The organism is Enterococcus sp. AAFC-DPL-6103 (assembly GCF_058216595.1).
The window spans coordinates 1,813,943-1,833,821 of sequence record NZ_CM177102.1; the positions used below are offsets into that span (position 1 = coordinate 1,813,943).

The following is a 19,879-nucleotide window of genomic DNA, read 5'->3' on the forward strand; positions in this document are numbered from 1 at the left end:
TTATTTTAGCTCCTCAGTCAGTAACCCATATTTTTCATATCTAACTTCCCGTTGAATTTTATTCTCTTCATCAACCAAGACAACGTATGGTTTGGCTTCTTTTGCCTCATTGATTTCTAGCTGACAGTAACTCATAATGATTATTTTATCTCCTACAGATACACATCTTGCTGCTGCACCATTCAAACAAATCATTCCTGAATCTCTTGGTCCTGCAATCACATATGTCTCAAATCTTTCACCATTATCAACATCTGCAATTTGTACTTTTTCATATTCAAAAATATGACTGGCTTCCATCAAGGCTTCATCAATCGTTATACTTCCTACATAATCAAGCTCTGCTTGTGTGACTTTAGCTCGATGGATTTTTCCTTTTAACATTTCAACTAACATTTAATTTTCCTCCTGAAAAATATCTTTTATTTGAATCATTGGCTCTTCAATTATTAAGTGAACGATTCTTTGATAAACAGTTATAAATAATTTTATTTGATCGGGTTGGAACAAATCTTTAGCATAATTGAAATCTAATGTTTGTCCCCAAACAAAGAGTGTTAAGTCGCTAAAAGCATCTTTTTGGGCTTGTTGGTTCATTTCTTTTATACCTTCAAATAATTTAGAATGACTCAATGCTTCTCCCTTAAATCCTTGGATTCCAAAATATAGTGTATTTCCACTTAATTGAATATTGTTTTCTTCTAGCATTTGTTCAAGTGGAATATCCTGATTATTTTGTGCTAAGACAACTTTTTCATTTATTTTATTTATAAACTCTATGAATGTGTCGTTCTCTTCTATATGAATTTGCAACAACAACTGATTGACGAATAAACCAATCAAACGATCGACTCCAGCAACATTTCGATTGAGTGTAGGAATGACAATAGCAAGTGTTGATTGCTTAGTGACTTTTGCACACATTAAGTAAAAAACACCTAACAAAATATTGTGCATCGTTAAATCATTTGTTTTAATCAAATGTTGAAGTTTTTCATATTGTTTATCATCAATATAGAAATACTCATCTGCACCAGCTACTTGACGCTTTGGAGAAGTAGCCTTCTCAGATAAATACACGCCTTCAAAGTCCTCCAATTCTTTTTTCCAATAATCTAGCTGTTGTTGTTTCTGATCACTATTTAAGAAATTATACTGACAAATGGAATAATCCTTGTATTGATAAGGCAGTTGTTCCAATTCTTTTTTGTCATAAAATGCTTCAATTTCTTTTAAAAATAGAGAAGTAGACCAGCCATCAAACGCCACGTGATCAATCACACAACAAAATTCCTCATTTGTTATATTTACTTTGATCGGAATTTCCTGGCTTAAATCAAATTCGTGATCAAAGTAACTTTCTACGTCAATTTCATCTGAAGTTACTATTAGTTTTTGCTCATCTACAACTTGGTAGTCTTTATAAATTTTGGTTCTAAGAACTTCATGTCGCTCAACTACTGCCACTACGGCTGCTGCTACTCGTGCTGGAACAATGTTTTCTTTCAATTTAAATCTAATTTTGATATTTCTATAAGAATTTTTGGGTGCTCTTTGATATAGCTGCTGAGCATACGACAATTTTTGCTCTTTGACATCATCAATGTGTTGCTTTGTTACTTCCAGATGATCTTCGCTCGATACCTGAGAGTGCCTGTTTTGATCAATAATTTGTGCAATTTTTTCAATCGTTTTGTTTTTGAATACCTGATTGATTGTTAGTTTATAGCCCAACTTCGCTTTTATTAAACTAATCAATTTAATTACCTTAATTGAATCACCGCCAATGCTAAAGAAACTTTCTAAGATTGAAATGTTTCTTGTTTCAAGTTCTAAAACTTCACAAACGATGTTTAGTACGCTATCTTCCACCAGATTTCTTGGTGCTACGAATTTCACGTGATTATCATAGGTAATGACTGGTAGGGCGTGTCGATCTATTTTTCCATTAATCGTTAAAGGAAATTCTTTTACAAATTGATACCCAGACGGCATCATGTAGTCTGTCAAATGCTTCGCAAGTACATCTTCAATCGTTTTACGTTCGATTTCTTGTTCTCCTTGATAATAAACACCAAGATATTTACTATCTGATTTTCCTAAAGCTAAAGCGAGTACCTGCTTAACACCTGGGACTTTTAACATCGCCGCTTCAATTTCACCCAGTTCTATACGAAATCCCCTTATCTTCACTTGGAAATCATTACGACCAATTAATTCATATTCTTGATTCAATAATCTTCGAACGACATCACCCGTTTTATAGATCCTGGCATATTCTGGTGAATCAGAGGCATTATAAGGATTTTCGATAAAGCTAGCTTTTGTTAAGCTTTCTTGCCCATAATATCCCGCTGAAAGTTGTGGTCCGCCTACATATAATTCTCCGGGTGCGCCATCTGGTAACAATCTCAATTGTTCATCTAAAATATAATGTGCATACTGAGGAAAAGGTGTACCTATATTTGAATAGTTGTCTTCTACTTTTTTCATTGACGTCCACACAGTTCCCTCTGTTGGCCCATAAATATTAATCAGGGTGATTGTTTTGAAGCGTTCAGCAAACGAAGCATTCATTTTTTCGCCACCTACTAAAATAGTCGTGAGCGCACTTTCTAAAATCTCTTCATCATTTTCTTGGAACAAATAGCTAATTTTTCCTGGTGTAGATTGTAATGTCGTGACTCGATTATGCTTCATAAACGTAAGGAAATCTTCTGGCTGTCCCGTAAATAAATGAACTGATTTTCCTCGCAAAATTTGACCAAAGACTTCTGTTCCAAAAATGTCGAACACAGGCTCAGCGATGCAACCAAATTCAATATCAGTCGTTCCATTTCTTTCTATCGAAGCAATCATGTTAGCCAAATAGCAAATAAAATTACGATGTTCGACCATTACACCTTTTGGTTTTCCAGTTGTTCCTGAAGTAAAAATAATATAGGCCAAATCTTGTGGCAGAATCTCTACATTAGGATTGCTATCAATTAAAGAGAACTCTTGTTGCATGAATTCTTCAGTAATTGTCAATTTTGCCTCGACTTGCCTTTGAATATAAGCAATTCGTTCACTTGGATAGGACGTGGACATTGGCACATAGACCGCGCCTGCTTTCAAAATGCCTAGCATCGCAATAATTATCTTTTCTGACTTAGGCAACAACAATGGAATCTTGTCACCAACTTTGACGTCATACCTTTTAATTAGTGTGTGCGCTAAACGGTTAGCCTGCTTATTTATTTCGTCAAATAAGTAACTACGCTGATTAAAGTTGATTGCTATATTTTTTGGTGTTTTTAGAACTTGTCTTTCAAAAACTTCAACGATTGTTTTTTGTGGATATTCAGCAAAACCAAATTCTGGTGCTTTTTTAACATAGTTAAAATGTTCTGATCCCTCCATAATTTGCTCAATCAAATAATGCATCAGTTGAAACAGCCGGTCGATCGTATGATCAGTAAATAATTCGGCTGCATATTTTATACGGAAATTCAGTTCCTTTTCTGTCTCATAAACAACAATCGTTAATGGGTAGTCTAGTTTTTCCACACCATTTGTCTTTGTAATACGAAGGCGATCATCCTTGCCATTATCTTTTGGCACTGGATAATTTTCATAAATAAAGAGTGTGTCAAACAATCGATCGCCATTTTTTTGTAATTCAGAGAGATTGACATGCCCATTTGTCATCCCTTCATTATTGATATCCTGAAGTTGGTGTAATTCCTTGATAATGTTTTCTTCAGAATGTTTAAATTGGATAGGCAAGGTTTGGATATAAAGACCTACGCTATTTTCAACACCAGCTATCGGTAAGTTTCTTCCTGCATTCACTACACCAACAGTCGTTTCTTTTATTCCACCATAAATGCTTAATACCTTATGCCAGACATATTGCATCATGATATTAGTTGTTATTTCATGGTTCGTTAAAAAATCATGTAGATTTTCTTGTTCATTTTTCGATAATTTGAATACCTTGTCCTTTGGTTTCTCAATCCGATTGAATGTTTCAAGTTTCGTTTCTCGCATGCCCTCTTTAAATATGCCAGAAAGGTCTGGATGTAACACTTCGTTAAGATATTTTTCCCAATAGGCTTTATCTTCATTGTTATGATCCACTAAATAAGATTGTGCTTCAATGTAAGCTTTGTCTTCTATGATATGGATGGGCTGTCTCTTAGTTAAAGCATGATAGATCGTATGAACCTCATTTAACAATACTGGGTTGGACCAACCATCAAGTATCGCATGATGATTCGTTAAAACACAGACATAATGTGTCGGATTCATTTTTATTAACCTAATCCTAAAAAGATTACCTTCTTGTAAAGAAAAAGGAATCTCTCTTTCTTTTCTAACCACGTCTTCAACTGTTTCGTTTTCCAGATAGTCAAAATCAAGTTGACCTTGTTTGGCAATAACTTGTAAAATCTCACCATATTCCGCATTTAACGATAGACGCAAACTAGGATATTTTTTTTGTGCATAAGACCAAGCTTTCTTGTAATTAGCCACATCGATTTCCTGTTCATATTCGAAAATAAACGAACATATATAGGCATCATCTTTCGTTAAGTTGTTTAAACTTTGATAGACAAAACCTTTTTGTAAGGAATTAGCAGCTAAAACTGTCTCTAGCTCCTGTGTAGCTTGCAGTTTATCCAGATTTTGTTGAGTAGTAACCTCTTGAATATCTTCAACAGTCAAATAGGTTCGACCGATTTGTTCAAGTTCAGAAATGAGCTTCTTAAGTTCTTTTTCATAATCGGAAATAATCTCAGTTAATCCAGTAATAAATCCGCTAAATTCTAATGTCAATTTTTCTTGAGAGATTGCACTATTGACCGTTAGAACATCATTGAAAGCTACATCTGTAAGCTTCCCTAATTCAGCGGGAATAATGGACCAATCCTTATTTTCCCCTGTATCAATTTGTCCTAGATAATTAAACATGATCGACGGAAGATCTTTTGAATGAATCCCTCTGCTTGCTACATAACTTACACCATGATCTTTTATTTTACGTCCAAATGTTTTTGTTTTAAGCAGATCAACAGAAATCACTTGTGGATATATTGTAGTGAACCAACCTACTGTTCTTTGAATATTCAAATCGTTCATTATCTCTTCACGCCCATGAGATTCTACTTTTACACTCATGCAATCTTTTTGATTTACGTTTTTTAACGTTCGAGCCAAAACCGTCAATAAAAGATCATTCATATTCGTATTGAAAACTTGATTTACCTCGTTTAGCAGCTTTTTCGTCTCACTAGCTTCAATAGTTAGTTTCATGCTGTGGTATTTATCTCCACATCTATATGTTTCAACAGAAAAGTCATCCACTTCAGCAGTATCTTTTTCTGACGCCATCGAACTAACTACTTCGGTCCATTGGCGATAGCTGGTCTGTTTCTTTATCAAACTTTTCCCTTCGTAAAGTTCTTTTAAATCAGAGGCAATGATTTGCCAAGAAACACTATCGATCACTAGATGATGACAAATAATGATCAAGCTCTTTTCTTTTATTGCAAAACGATACAACTTCCCATCTAGTTGAAAACTTTGCTGAATTCTATTAAGTTCATCCGTACTGTTCACAAATGAAACATCCACCGTTGAAATAGGTGAATCATATAGCTGAATACCATCTTTGAACGTTAAGCGCAATGCATCATGATAATTTACCAATTTAACAAGCGCACTTTTCAATTTATCAAGAACTACATTTTCTGGTAATTGAAGAGCAAACGCCTGATTAAAGTGAGAGGAGTGATATTCTTCAAAGAACCATTTTTGGATAGGAAGTAATTTGACTTCCCCTGTTAGCTCTCCTTCTTCAGCTCTGATTTGAACCTCGTCAGCTTCATCAATCAGTAGGGCGATTCCTTTAATTGTTTTAGCGTCAAAAATCTGTTTAATTGAAATTGTTTTATCTAATTTTTGTTTTAGACGATTGCTCAATTGAATGGCTTTGATTGAATCACCACCTAAATTGAAGAAATTATCTAATATACTAATTTTTACTTGCTCGCGACCTAATAATTCAGAAAAAATCGATTGTATTTCTAACTCAGTTTCATTTCTAGGACCTACAAAATCTTCAAGAGCTACATTCGAAGTTGGCAAAGAGCTACGATCTAGTTTTCCGTTGATCGTTAAAGGAAATTTTTTCATGTGTGTATAGATTTTAGGAACCATGTAATCAGGAAGTTTTGCCTTCAGCGCTTCTTTCAAAAAGTCTGGTGAAAGTTCTTTTGGACTCAAATAATAAGCAATCAACTGATCCGTTTTATTTACTACGATTGCTTGTTGGATACCATCTATTTCTGTCAGTTGTTTCTCTATTTCACTAAGTTCGATTCTCAAACCATGAATTTTTACCTGAAAATCATTTCGACCTAAATAATCGATTTCTCCTTGATTATTAACTCGGACAAGATCACCTGTGCGATAAATCCTTCCAACTTTTGGATGGTCGAAGAATTTCTCATTCGTTAGTTCTGCTTGATTTAAATAACCTCGTGCTAATTGAACACCACCAATAGCTAATTCACCAATTGCACCTGCTGGCAATAGTTGATTATTTATTCCTAGCACGTAACAATTTGTATTAGCTACAGGTTCTCCTATAAGAATCTTATTGATATTGACAGGATTACAATCATAGGCTGTGACGTCAATACTTGCTTCTGTCGGCCCATATAAGTTGTATAAATTTGCGTTTGGAATCATTTTTTTAAATCGCTGAACACTTGCTAAACTTAACGCCTCACCAGAGCAAAAAACATATTTTAGTGAAGACATATCAACTTGATCAGGCACAACACTGTAAGTTTCTACAGTATCTAAGAAAGCATCCAGCATACTAGGAACAAAGTGAACGACAGTAATCTGTTTGCTTTTAATCTCATTTGCAAGATACAGTGGATCCTTATGTCCATTTTCTTTTGCAAAAACAATTCTTGCACCTGTCAAAACTGCCCAAATTTGTTCCCAAACAGATACGTCAAAAACATAATTCGTCTTTTGATAAATCTTATCTTCTTTATCGATTGGATAAGTTTCATTCATCCATTGAATTCGGTTACTCAATCCTGCATGTTCAATCATTACGCCTTTCGGTTTACCTGTCGTTCCTGAGGTGAAAATGATATAAGCTAACTCATTGAGTGTTGGCCTCATTTTTATCGAAGATTGATTCCCAGCAAAAAAGCCCGCAAACGACTGAGTTACCACTAATTTACAATTTAATTGTTTAAGAATATAGTTTTTTCTTTCTTCAGGAAATTCAGGAGAAATTGGGACATAAGCACAGCCCGCCTTTAATACTCCCCAAATAGCAATTGCCATTTTTTCATTCCGCTCTAGAATTAGTGGTACCTTATCCCCACGCTTGACCCCATTATCCAATAAATAATTTGCGAATTGATTCGTCAATAAATCGAACTCTTCATAAGTAATCTTTTTATCTTGATATTCAATTGCAATTGCTTTTGGTGTTCTGATAACTTGATCGGCAAAAAGATCAACAACAGTCTTTTGAGGATACTCTTTTTTCACTCCTAGTGAAGTTTTTTCTGGTAAAGTTATAGTCGCTACTTTTACGATGTCATTTTCGATTACTTGTTCAATCAAAGCGATATAACTATCAAGCATAGATTGGATCGTATCTTCACAATAGATATCTGTGCAATAATTAAAGTTGATAAACCCATTTTCTACTAACACAGACAAATCATATTTGGCAGTTTCTATCTTTAATCCTTCATTACAATTCATAAACAAATCATTTTTTATTAAGTTAACTGGAGCAAAATTTTGGACACTAAATAGAACTTGAAAAATCGGATTTCTCGAAGTATCTTGTGCAACATTCAACATTTTTACAATCTGTTCAAAAGGAATATCTTGATTATTTTGAAGCTCCACGACTGCTTCGTTATTTTGTAAAAATAGTTCACTTAGACTAAGATCATTTGTCATTTTTGTCCTGATAGGTAATGTGTTGATGAAGAAACCAATCAAATCTTCAGTACCTTCGATGTGTCGATTAGCAAAAGGAGTTCCTACGACTACTTCTTGTTGATAACTATATTGAGAAAGTACAATATCCAATAAAGTCAACATAACTGTATAAAGACTTACTCCATATTTTTTAGCTATATCTTCTAGCGAGTTTTGCCATTCTGCCTTGAATACAGTTTTGACATCCGCCCCTTTATATGAGAATTCTTTTGGTCGTTTAAAGTCAGCTGGTAAATTCAATGGCTCATAGGATGACAAATATTCCTTCCAGTATTCCTTTTGTTTATCTAGTTGTTTCTCTGTTAAATTCTCTCTTTGCCAATGAGCATAATCCTTATATTGATTTTGTAATGAGGGTAATTCATTGTCATGATATAAATCATTTAACTCTTTTAATAAGATTTCTGTAGACCAACCATCAAAAGCAATATGATGGATACTAATCATCAGCTGATCATGGTAAATATTTACTCTTATTGGTATTTCTTTTTCTAAGTCGAATCGTTGTTCCACAAACTCTTTGGCATCAATTTTTTGATGTAAGATTTTAAGCTTTTCTGGTTGGATCACTTGATAGCCATCAATAATCAAAGTGCGTAACACTTCATGTCTTTCAACTATCTTTATCAGAACCTCTTCTATTTTCTTCCTTGATACATGTGGTCTTAAAGTTAAGATAATAGGAACATTGTAAGCACTACTACCTTCTTCAAATTGATCGATAAACCACAATCGTTCTTGTGCAAAAGATAATTCAATTTTTTCTGTTGCTTTTACCTGATAATTCTGAAGTTGTTTTTTTCTTGGTTCCATTTTTGCCATTGAAAAAATAGTTTTTGCTTGTAGGATTTGTTTGACTTGTAGATTTATTTTATTTGATAATTTCAACGCTAGGATTGAATTACCACCTAGTTTATAAAAATCATCCCTGATAGAAACTTTTTCTCTATTCAATAACTCACAAACGGCATTAGCTATTTCAATTTCTCTTGGAGTTTTAGGAGAAACAAATTCTTGTTGATCAAAAATAGGATCAGGTAATTGCTTTGTATCTACTTTTCCATTGATAGTTAATGGAATCGTTTCTAATTTTATATATTTATTTGGCACCATATAGTCTGGTAAAACATTTTCTAAGGAAGAAGCAAATTCGCCCGTATAATAAACGATGATATTAGATTCTTTAACAACGGCTACACATTGTTTAACAGATGCTATTTCTAACATACGAGACTCTATCTCTTGCAACTCAATTCGATAACCACGTAATTTAACTTGAAAATCATTTCGTCCAATATAAACAAAGTCTCCAGTTGGTAGCTGTTTGACTAGATCTCCAGTCTTGTATAGTTTTCCTTTTTCTGGATGTAAAATAAAAGCTTGCTTTGTTCTTTCATCGTCCTTAAAATAACCTCTCGCTAAACCATCTCCTCCAATATAAAGTTCTCCTATAGCATTATATGGAAGTTGTCTTAAGTTTTCATCAAGTACCCATGCGGTAACATTTTTTAAAGATTGCCCAATATTTCGATTATCCATCCCTTGCTCATAGAATTTTATCGTTGCACAGATGGTTGTTTCAGTTGGTCCGTAAGCATTGACTATTGTTGTCCCATTTTTATCATAAGCTTCATAGATTTCTTTTGGTGTCGTTTCGCCTGCAACAATCAATGTTTTTAGGTCTAATAGATCCTCTCCATTTAAGATAGCAGGTGGTAATGTAGCTAAGTCAATTTCATTTACAGTGACAAAATTTTTCAGATTTTGATAATCGGTTCTAATTTCTTGATCCAGTAGATAAGTTGTAGCTCCGGCTAATAATGTGTAAAACAATTCAAAGACAGATGCATCAAACACAAAATTTGAAAAATGGACAGCTTTCGTTTCTTTCGTAATTTCGTATAATTCGATCTGATTACAAATAGTATTGATGACATTTCGATGCTCGATCATTACGCCTTTAGGAAGCCCTGTTGTACCAGAAGTAAATATGATGTAAGCAAGGCTCCTATTCGTTAACTGAAGATCTGGATTTTCCACATTATGAGAAGAAACTGTAAATTCATCTGTGATGATCAATGGTGCATTTGTTTTTTCAACAATATAATCGATCCGTTCTTGAGGATATTCTGTGCTTAATGGCACATAACAAGCACCTGCTTTTAAAATACCTAGTATGGCAATCACATACTTTTCAGATCGTTCCATCAGGATCGGTATACAAGTTTCTGGTTTTATTCCATGCTTCTCAATCAATGTATGCGCAAATTGATTGGCGTTTCGATTAAGCTCCGCATAAGTTAATTGTTTATCTTTATATACAATTGCTAGGCCATTTGAATTTGTTTCCACCTGCTTTTCAAATAACTGGTGAATCAACTTATGTGGATATTCTTTTTCCACTTTTTTCGCACTATTTTCCGTTAACGTAAGTTCAGCAATTAATTGGTCAGGCTCATCAACGATTTCTTGTAGAATTCGTTCATACGTTTTGGCAATATCTGCAATTGTTTCTTGTTTAAATAAACTTGTAGCATACGTAAAATCGATTGCGTTATCTCTATGCATCATTGAAAAATCAAATTTAGTACTATCCAAATCTAATGCTTCATTGATTTCACGATACACATCTTTATAGGACAATACATCAGAGACATCTTGAAAACCAAACATAATTTGAAAAATTGGATTTTTTGATAAATCTGCTGTAATATTCAGCTCATTTACTATACTTTCAAATGGTAGATCTTGATATTTTTGTGCACTAATTACTTGTTCGCTATTCAAGTGAATGAACTCATTAATTTTCAATTCAGGATCTACCTTTGCATTCAAAGCTAATGTATTCACGAAAAAGCCAATCAAATCTTCTGTTCCTTTGATATGGCGGTTAGCAATTGGCGTGCCAACGACTACATTTTTTTGATTACTATAAATTGAGAGCAAGATCATAAATGCACTTAAAGTGACAGAAAATAAACTTGTATTTTCTCTTTGGGCGAGCTCTTTTAGTTTAATAATTAGTTCCTCATTCAACATATATGTGTATTCTTTTCCTCGATAGTCAAATTCTCGAGGTCGAGAAAAATCTGTAGGGAAATCTAATTCTTCATAGTCTGCCAACTGCTTGACCCAATACTCTTTTTGCTCTTTTAATGCATCGTTCGTTTGTACTTTCCTTTGCCAATTTGCGAAATCTTTGTATTGTAAGTTCATTTCTGGTAGTTTTTCACCACGATATAACTTAGCTATCTCATCTAATAACAAATTTGTAGACCAGCCATCAAAAGCAATATGATGAATATTAAAGGTCAAGACATTCTGATATATATTCACTCGTATTGGTATTTCTCGAGTCAAGTCAAACTTATAAGCAAAATATTCCTTATTTTTAATCGGTTGGTGCGTAATTTCAACTTCCGTGTGAAGCACTTTTTGATGGAAATCAACAATCACTGTTCTCAAGATTTCATGACGTTGAACTACTTCTTGAATAGCTGATTCTAGCTTTTGTAAATTGATCTTTGGATTTAAAGTAGTAACTATTGGTATATTATAAGCTTGTGTTCCTTCTTCTAACTGATCGATATAAAAAAGTCGTTCCTGAGCATAAGATAACTCTTGCGCTTCTTCATTAGGAAAATCTTGTTTCTCAATTTTTAAGTTTTTAACTGTTAGCTTCGCAAGGTTGCGAATCGTCTTATGCTCAAAGATTTCTTTTACAGGTAAATCAATTAGATTTGCTAATGAAATAGCCGCAATAGAATTTCCGCCCATTCTGAAAAAGTCGGTGCATACCGAAGCTCTTGGTATAGCTAACACTTCACAAAATGCTTGAGCAATTTCCACTTCTCTATCTGTATTTGGTTCAACATATTCTTCTTCGAACTGTGGCGCTGGTAGCTTGCTAATGTCTATTTTTCCATTAATGGTTAAAGGTAGATCAGAAATTCGGATATACGCTACTGGAACCATATAATCTGGAAGCTTTTGACTAACTTTTCTTCTCAATCGCATGGTGTCCAATACTTCATCGGCAGTATAGTAAGCAATCAAATTTTCTTTGTTGACTACTATTGCAACTTGCTTGATCTTTTTAATCGTCTTTAATTGTTTTTCAATTTCTGGCAACTCAATTCTGAATCCCCGAATCTTGATTTGTTGGTCTTTTCGACCGTAGTATTGATACGATCCATCTTCCAATTGACGAACAAGATCTCCAGTGTTATATAAAATTCCTGTTCCAAAAGGGTTCATGATATACCGTTGGCTTGTTTCTTCTAATTGATTAAGGTAGCCTCTAGTTACTTGATTCCCCCCTATATAGAGATTACCTACAGCTCCTGCCGGAAGTAAGTTTTGATCATCATCTAATACATAAGGTTTTACTCCACCAATCGGCTTCCCAATAGAAAGGTTCTTCGTATCATTATTTACAAAACTTAGAACAGTCGTTTCCGTTGGCCCATAACAATTATTTATTTGTATGCCTGTTTTGGCATATTTTTCAATCACCTCTAAGGTAATGGACTCACCACCACAATGAATAACTTTCATACTTGGAACTAAATTAAGATCGATCTTTCCAGCTAACGATGGTGTCATACCGATTGCCTCTACATGATAATGATTTAAGGTTTTAATAAAACGATCAATATCATAAATTAGATCTGTATCAAGCATCACGACACTTTCGCCCATCGTAAATGGACGTATCAAATCATGGATAGATGCATCAAACACATATTCAAAGAAGGCGCCATTAATCCTCCCTGTTTTCATTCCTGAATGTTCCATTTTTGGAACTTCTACCACAAAATTACTTAAATTCCCATGTTCGACCATTACGCCTTTAGGCTTTCCAGTAGTTCCAGAGGTAAAAATGATATAAGCTAAATCATTTGCATTTATGCTTTGATTTGGACGAGCTGTATTATTAGGAAAGTCTTGATGCATAAATTGATCATCAATGATGAAGCTTGATTTACAGGTTTCCACAATGTAATCAATACGCTCCTGTGGATATTTTGGACTAATTGGAACATAAGCAGCTCCTGTTTTTAAAACAGCTAAAATAGCAATAATCATTTTTTCAGATCGTTGAAGCAATAAAGGAATTTTTTGTTCCGAACAGACGTGATACTCACTGAGCAAGTAGTTCGCTACTCGGTTCACTTCATTATCTAATTCTAGATAGGTCAATGATTTGTTCTCAAACTGCAGTGCAATGCTTTCCGGATGGATGTCGACTTGTTCTTCTATCAAATGAATGACATTTGGTTTAGACGAAAATTGGGTATGTTGAATTAGTTTTTCTTGCTCTTCTTTGGAAACAAGAGACAAATCTTTTAACCGTTTATTTTCAGAATGCAAGTACGATCCTAATAATCTGAAAAATTGCTTACCTAATTTAGCAATTGTGGTTTTTTTGAAAAGAGAAGTGTCATAATTCAGGTATAAAGACATCGTTGAGTCATGATCTTCTACTTCAAACGTCAAATGAAATTTTGACGCTGAAGTTTTATACTCATTTCTTTTGGCTTCACCAGCGAAATACTCTTGAGAATTTCTTTGTTGATAAACATACATACAATCAAAAAATGGATTTCTTCCATCAGTTGCTACATTTAGATCCTTTGCAATTTGTTCAAACTGATAGTTTTGATTTGAAACTGCAGATAGAATATTTTCATTCATTCTTTTTAGAAATTCAACTGTACTTTGATTCTGATCGATTGTTACTCTGATTGGTAGCGTATTAACAAACATCCCTAACATTTGTTCAGTTTTCTCATGCACTCTACCATTAGCAACTGTGCCGAGGACAAAGTCATTTGAATAGTAGATTTTAGATAGTAAATAACTAATCGTCGAAAATAGAACAACATATTCACTCACTTTATTCTCTTTCGAAAATGTTCTTAATTCACGCAATAATATTTCATCAAAAACAAACAATTCTGTTTGCCCAACGGATAACAAATCTTTTTGATAATGATAATCGGTTGCCAACTCTAATCTTTGATACCCATCTAAATAATTTTTCCACCACTTAGCTTCATCAGAAACCTCTAGTTGATTAAACCAATTGCTGTAATCTTTATAATGGTATGCAGGAGTTGAAAGATGTTTATTTTCATAAGCTTTTGATAATTCGCTATAAAAAATGTCTTCACTAGTTCCGTCAGTAATAATGTGATGCTTATCTATAAATAAAGAATCATGACTGTCTCCTCTTAGCAAGCGGATGCGCATCGTATGACCTTTTTCTAAATCAAAAGGTGTGACTAACGACTCGAAATGTGAGGTAAAAGGTATGAGCTTAAAATCTACTATTCCTTCAGGCATTATCTCCTGCATATATTTTCCATCTTTTGTGAAAAAACGTGTTCTTAATGTTTCATGTTTGCTCACAACCAAAGAAAACGCTTTCTTTAATCTGTCAACGTCTACATGCCCGTCAAAATCTAGAATCGTTTGTTCATTATATTTCGTTTGTATTTTATCTAGTTGATAAAATACAAACATTCTTCTTTGCGCGGGGCTCATCAAAGTTTCTGTCACATTTATGGCTACGAGTGGCAATTCTTTCACTGACTTTTCATTACTCATAATAGCTGCTAATTCTTGGATGCTTTCAGTACTCAAAATCAATTTTGTAGTTATTTTTTTATTGGTTTTTTCCATTACCTGATTCGATAATTTGATTGCTTGCAATGAAGTGCCACCAAGCTCGAAAAAGTTATCTCGTACACTCACTTTTTCTATTTTCAATAATTTTTCAATTAGATCCACTAGTATTTTTTCATCGTAACTGGCAGGTGCTACAAATTTTTTTCTGCCAAGATTTACTTCTGGTAATTTTTTTCTATCTAATTTTCCATTGTCGTTCAAAGGTAGCTTCTCAAGCCAAATGTACATATGGGGTTGCATATACTCAGGTACACCCATATTAACGACTTTTTTTATTTGCTGTTCATCGATTCGATGGTCACTTACATAATAAGCAAGGATAAACTGGTCCTTATAACCTATTACTACCGAATTGCTGATACCTTCTACTTTGTTGATCTGAGCCTCGATTTCCCCTGGCTCAGTTCTAATCCCATTAATGTTTAATTGGAAATCATTTCTCCCTACAAATTCATACTCATTATCAGGCAATCTTTTCACTAAATCACCAGTTTTACATAATTTTCCTTTACCAAACGGATTTGTTACAAAATGTTTTTTGGTTTCTTCATCTAAGTTTAAATATCCTTTGGCTAATTGATCTCCTACCACACAAATTTCACCGATTTCACCGATCTCTACTTCATGAAATGAATCATCTAATACATAAGTAGTCATATTAGTTAACGTAGAACCAATGTTATTGATATCTTTTAGTGAATTAATAACTTTTGCAGTTACAGAATGAAATTCTGATTGTCCATATACATTAATAAGTTTCACATTGTTTGTTTTCGCATTTTTGACAAGATTTGGTGACAATTTTTCTCCTGCCACAGCGACAGTTTTTAAATGAGATAACTTTGAAAAATCTAAACTGTCTGCAAGTGACGGCGTGCTTTGAAAATAATTGATTCTTTTTTCGTCAATATATTGTGAAAATTTATTAATATCTTCTAGACAATCTGGTTCAGAGATAATTAGTTTGTGTCCGTTAAATAGGGCTGTATAGATTTGTGTTGTTGCAACTGAAAAAACATAGTTAACCAAAAACAGCATATTAAGTGGAGCAACTGTATCTATAGCTAAAAATTCAGTGTATGCCCTAATATGATTTAACACACTTTTATGTGTATGAACTACCCCTTTTGGATTTCCCGTCGTTCCAGAAGTATACACCAAGTATGCTCGTTCGTTTTCAGGTATTGTGATGTCTAGATTAGTTGGATGGTATTCAAATTTTTGGCTCATAAATTCGTCGTCAATAAGCAGTTTTGCCTTTGTTTGTTTTCGTACAAAATCAATTCGTGTTTCTGGATATTGCTTGGATAAGCCAGTATACGCTGCACCCGCTTTCAAAACTGCGAGCATAGCAATAACGATTTTCTCGTTTCGTTCCAACAATAAAGGAATAATGTCGCCGACTTTGATTTTTTCTTCAGTTACTAAGTAATGGGCTACAGTATTCGCTTTTTCATTTAACTCTTGATAACTCAATGACTCATCCTTAAATTCAACAGCTATGGCATTGGGACTTTTTACAACTTGTTTTTCAAACATTTTGACTAAATTATCAGTCATAATAACGCTACCTCCCTAAAAAAAATAGTCTGAAGCTCAAAATGAGCTCAGACTATCTGATTCTTTTTTTACATCAATCCGATTAAGTGGAAGACAATACCAACCACGAATAATCCAAGGATAATGATGATAGGTGATACTTTTTTCTTAAGTAACCACATACAGAACAATGTTAAACATAGAGCAGCAAGACCAGGGATCAAGCTGTCTAAGTTGTCTTGTAATGTAGTAACTTTAGAAGAAGTTAAAGATAAACCTGCTGCTTGTTGTTCCAAAGCAGATTTAATTCCTTCAGCACCAGCAGGTAATTTGTCCCACTCGATGTATGCACCTTTATCAAGTTTTACAGTTGAAACTGTAGGTGCAAAGCTGATTGATACCCAGCGGTTAACTAACGAACCTAAGATAAACATACCTAAGATTGAAGCACCTTTAGTGATATCTTGTAGTAATCCACCAGATAAATCTTCAGTGATTTTTGAACCAGCTTTGTAGCCAAATTCTTGTGTATACCACATGAAAGCCATACGAATAATATTCCAACCTAGGAAGTAAATGATTGGTCCTAAGATGTTACCACTCATTGCAAGAGAAGCTGCTAATGCACCAAGAATTGGTTTTACTGTGAACCAGAAAACTGGATCTCCGATACCAGCTAAAGGTCCCATCATACCAACTTTAACCCCTTGAATTGTTACATCATCAACAGGTGCGCCATTTGCACGTTCTTCTTCAAGTGCCAATGTAACCCCTAAAATTGGTGAAGCTACATATGGGTGTGTATTAAAGAACTCTAAATGACGTTCTAATGCAGCTGCACGGTCTTCTTTTGTTTTATATAATTTTTTGATTGCTGGAATCATTGAGAAAGCCCAGCCACCATTTTGCATACGTTCGTAGTTCCATGATCCTTGGATGAAAGTTGAACGCCACCAAACAGAAATACGATCTTTTTTCGATAATTGAATTCTTTCTTCTGCCATTTTCGTGTACGCCTCCTTTAGTAGTTATCTATGATATCGCCTAGTGGGTCACCAGTATTTGAGCTACCACCATTACCTGAGCCGCCACCTTGTTTAGATAGAGCTAAGTAGATAAGAGCAAGAGCTACACCGATTGCACCAAGTCCGATAAGAGTGATTTCAGAAACAGTTGCTAATACGAAACCAATTGCGAAGAATGGCCATACTTCTTTTGTAGCCATCATGTTGATAACCATTGCATAACCAACAGCTACAACCATACCACCACCGATTGCTAATCCATCTGTCAACCAAACTGGCATAGATTCAAGTAACCCTTTCACAGGTCCTTCACCGATTGCCAAGATCAAAGCAGCTGGAATTGCAATACGTACACCTTGCATACAAATTGCAATGATGTGCCATAATTCAACTTTTCTGAAGTTACCTTCTTTCGCAGCAGCATCCATCAAGTGAACGAAAGCTGTTGCGATTGTACGACAGATGATTGTTAATAATAGACCAGCAACAGCTAGAGGTACAGCGATCGCGATAGCTGAAGAAACTCCAGCTCTTCCTTGACCACCTAATACTAAAATAATTGCAGATGCAACAGATGCTAAAGCAGCATCGGGAGCTACAGCAGCGCCGATATTTGCCCAACCAAGAGCGATCATTTGTAAAGTACCACCTAAAATAAGGCAAGGTATTAAGTTCCCAGTAACTAAGCCGATTAACGTACATGCGATTACTGGTTGATGGAAATGAAATTCATCAAGAATTCCTTCCATACCAGCTAAAAATGCTACGATAACGACTAATATCATTTGAATAAAGTTTAATTCCATGATGTTAAGCCTCCATTTTTCTCTGATAGTTAAAACTATGTTTGTTTATTATTTTTTGTTTAATTCTTCTTGTGCTTTTTTCAAAATTTCATCCATATTTCCTTTTGAATCATTTGGTACTTTACGTACATCAAATTTGACGCCAGCGTCTTCAAGTTTACGGAAAGTATCAATGTCAGCTTGACTGAATGCCAAGACTTTATTTGGTTGCACTTTACCTGGTGAATGAGCCATAGAACCAACGTTAACTGTTTCTAATGGTACGCCACCTTCAACCGCTCTTAACACATCTTGAGGGTTTTCGAATAAAAGTAAAGCACGTTGTCCACCAAAGTGTTGGTCATCTTTAGCTAGCTTGATCATTTGTTCAATTGGAACAACATGTGCTTTTACACCTGGAGGAGCAGCTTGTTGAATCAATTTTTTACGAAGTTCATCTTTAGCTACTGCATCAGAAACAACAATAATACGAGTTGGATTTGTTGTTTTTGTCCAAGCTGTCGCAACTTGCCCATGAAGCAAACGTGAATCGATACGAGCTAAAACATAGCTGAATTTACCTGGAGTTCCAGATACAGATTGTTGTACTTCAGCTTTTGGTGCTTCTTCTGGTTCTAACTCTTCTGGTTTAACCTTCACACCTTCTTTTGCAGTTTCAATGATATGTGCTGCAATTTCTTGCGCAGATTCCATTGAAAAACGAGAAGCATATGCTTCAATTAACATTGGCAAGTTCAAACCACTGACGATTGCCCATTTGTCTTTGTGTTCTTCAAACAAAGTATTTGCTTGATTGAATGGAGTACCACCCCATAAATCAACTAAGAATAATACTTCGTCTTGATTGTCAAAAGAAGCAATTGCCTCTTCTAACTTGGCTCTCAAGTCATCTGGACCTTCGCTTGGTTTCAAAATAACTGCTTTAACGTTTTCTTGTTCGCCAAAGATCATTGAACCAGACTGTAAGATTCCTTCAGCAAACTGTCCGTGACTTGCTAGGATAATTCCTACCATACTTATACCTCCTATTTCTTTTTGTTGTAACAAAAATCAAAATTAAAAATAATTGCTAACCATTACAACAGATTATTTGACCGACCACAACATCCAACTATGCCTTTTTTGCTTTTGCTAGTAGCTCCCTTAAAAGAACCTTTCTGTCTGCAGGTACTTTGCGAATCTCTAATTCCACTTTTTGACTATCCAAATAGTTAAAAGCTTCTATATCGCGTTGGTTTACTGAAACAAAATTAGTAATCATTGTTTTGCCATCAGTAAAACTCATGCCGCCAATATTTAGTGAATTCAGTTGCACACCACAGCGGACAATTGCTTCTACATCTTGAGGGTTTGTGAATAACAGCATGACTTTCGCATTTGCTAATAATCCACTTTGATAAACTTGGATCATCTTTTGAACAGTTATCACGTTCGCATGAATTCCTGGTGGTGCTGCTTCTTTTAACAGAAACTTTCTCAAATCGTCTTTTGCCACCATATCGCTGACTACAATGATTCGTTCAACACCAGTCGATTTTGACCAAGCCGTCGCAACTTGTCCGTGGATTAAACGATCATCTATACGCGCTAATCGAATATCCATCTTCAAAACTCCTTTTTTCAAACTACTTCACAGAAACCCCTATCATTTCTGTGAAAGCAACCAATTCCTAGCACACTTATATAAAAGCAAGAAGCGTGCCAACTTTTAAGTGATACACTACTGGTTCTTTAAGCTTTTTTAAACAATACACAAAAAGGATACACTTATATAGTGTATCCTTT

At 34.6% G+C, this 19,879-nt stretch carries 6 protein-coding genes; all 6 read right to left on the bottom strand.

Annotated elements, in window-relative coordinates; translation table 11 throughout:
- Complete coding sequence (panD, locus tag AC4BC3_RS08730) at window positions 1-396, bottom strand: aspartate 1-decarboxylase (protein WP_206909918.1); 396 nt, start codon at window positions 394-396, stop codon at window positions 1-3.
- Window positions 397-16,284 carry an amino acid adenylation domain-containing protein gene (locus tag AC4BC3_RS08735; protein WP_490466292.1) on the bottom strand — a complete coding sequence of 5,296 codons (15,888 nt, stop codon included), beginning with the start codon at window positions 16,282-16,284 and terminating at the stop codon, window positions 397-399.
- A gap of 68 nt (window positions 16,285-16,352) precedes the next feature.
- Window positions 16,353-17,267, bottom strand: coding sequence for a PTS system mannose/fructose/sorbose family transporter subunit IID (locus AC4BC3_RS08740; protein ID WP_067480490.1), 915 nt, complete (start codon window positions 17,265-17,267; stop codon window positions 16,353-16,355).
- Window positions 17,268-17,284: 17 nt separating this feature from the next.
- Entirely contained in the window at window positions 17,285-18,094 is an 810-nt protein-coding gene (locus tag AC4BC3_RS08745) for a PTS mannose/fructose/sorbose transporter subunit IIC (RefSeq protein WP_206909920.1), read from the bottom strand.
- Window positions 18,095-18,142: 48 nt separating this feature from the next.
- Window positions 18,143-19,108: a mannose/fructose/sorbose PTS transporter subunit IIA gene (locus AC4BC3_RS08750; RefSeq protein WP_206909922.1), complete on the bottom strand. Its 966-nt coding sequence runs from the start codon at window positions 19,106-19,108 to the stop codon at window positions 18,143-18,145.
- A 97-nt stretch (window positions 19,109-19,205) separates the two neighbouring features.
- Complete coding sequence (locus tag AC4BC3_RS08755; RefSeq protein ID WP_206909924.1) at window positions 19,206-19,697, bottom strand: mannose/fructose/sorbose PTS transporter subunit IIB; 492 nt, start codon at window positions 19,695-19,697, stop codon at window positions 19,206-19,208.
- Window positions 19,698-19,879: the final 182 nt, after the last annotated feature.

Bases quoted from the DNA above. Each gene is read 5' to 3' on its own strand.
- AC4BC3_RS08735 (WP_490466292.1), bottom strand. From the start codon at position 16,284: ATGACTGATAATTTAGTCAAAATGTTTGAAAAACAAGTTGTAAAAAGT.
- panD (WP_206909918.1), bottom strand. From the start codon at position 396: ATGTTAGTTGAAATGTTAAAAGGAAAAATCCATCGAGCTAAAGTCACA.
- AC4BC3_RS08750 (WP_206909922.1), bottom strand. From the start codon at position 19,108: ATGGTAGGAATTATCCTAGCAAGTCACGGACAGTTTGCTGAAGGAATC.
- AC4BC3_RS08740 (WP_067480490.1), bottom strand. From the start codon at position 17,267: ATGGCAGAAGAAAGAATTCAATTATCGAAAAAAGATCGTATTTCTGTT.
- AC4BC3_RS08755 (WP_206909924.1), bottom strand. From the start codon at position 19,697: ATGGATATTCGATTAGCGCGTATAGATGATCGTTTAATCCACGGACAA.
- AC4BC3_RS08745 (WP_206909920.1), bottom strand. From the start codon at position 18,094: ATGGAATTAAACTTTATTCAAATGATATTAGTCGTTATCGTAGCATTT.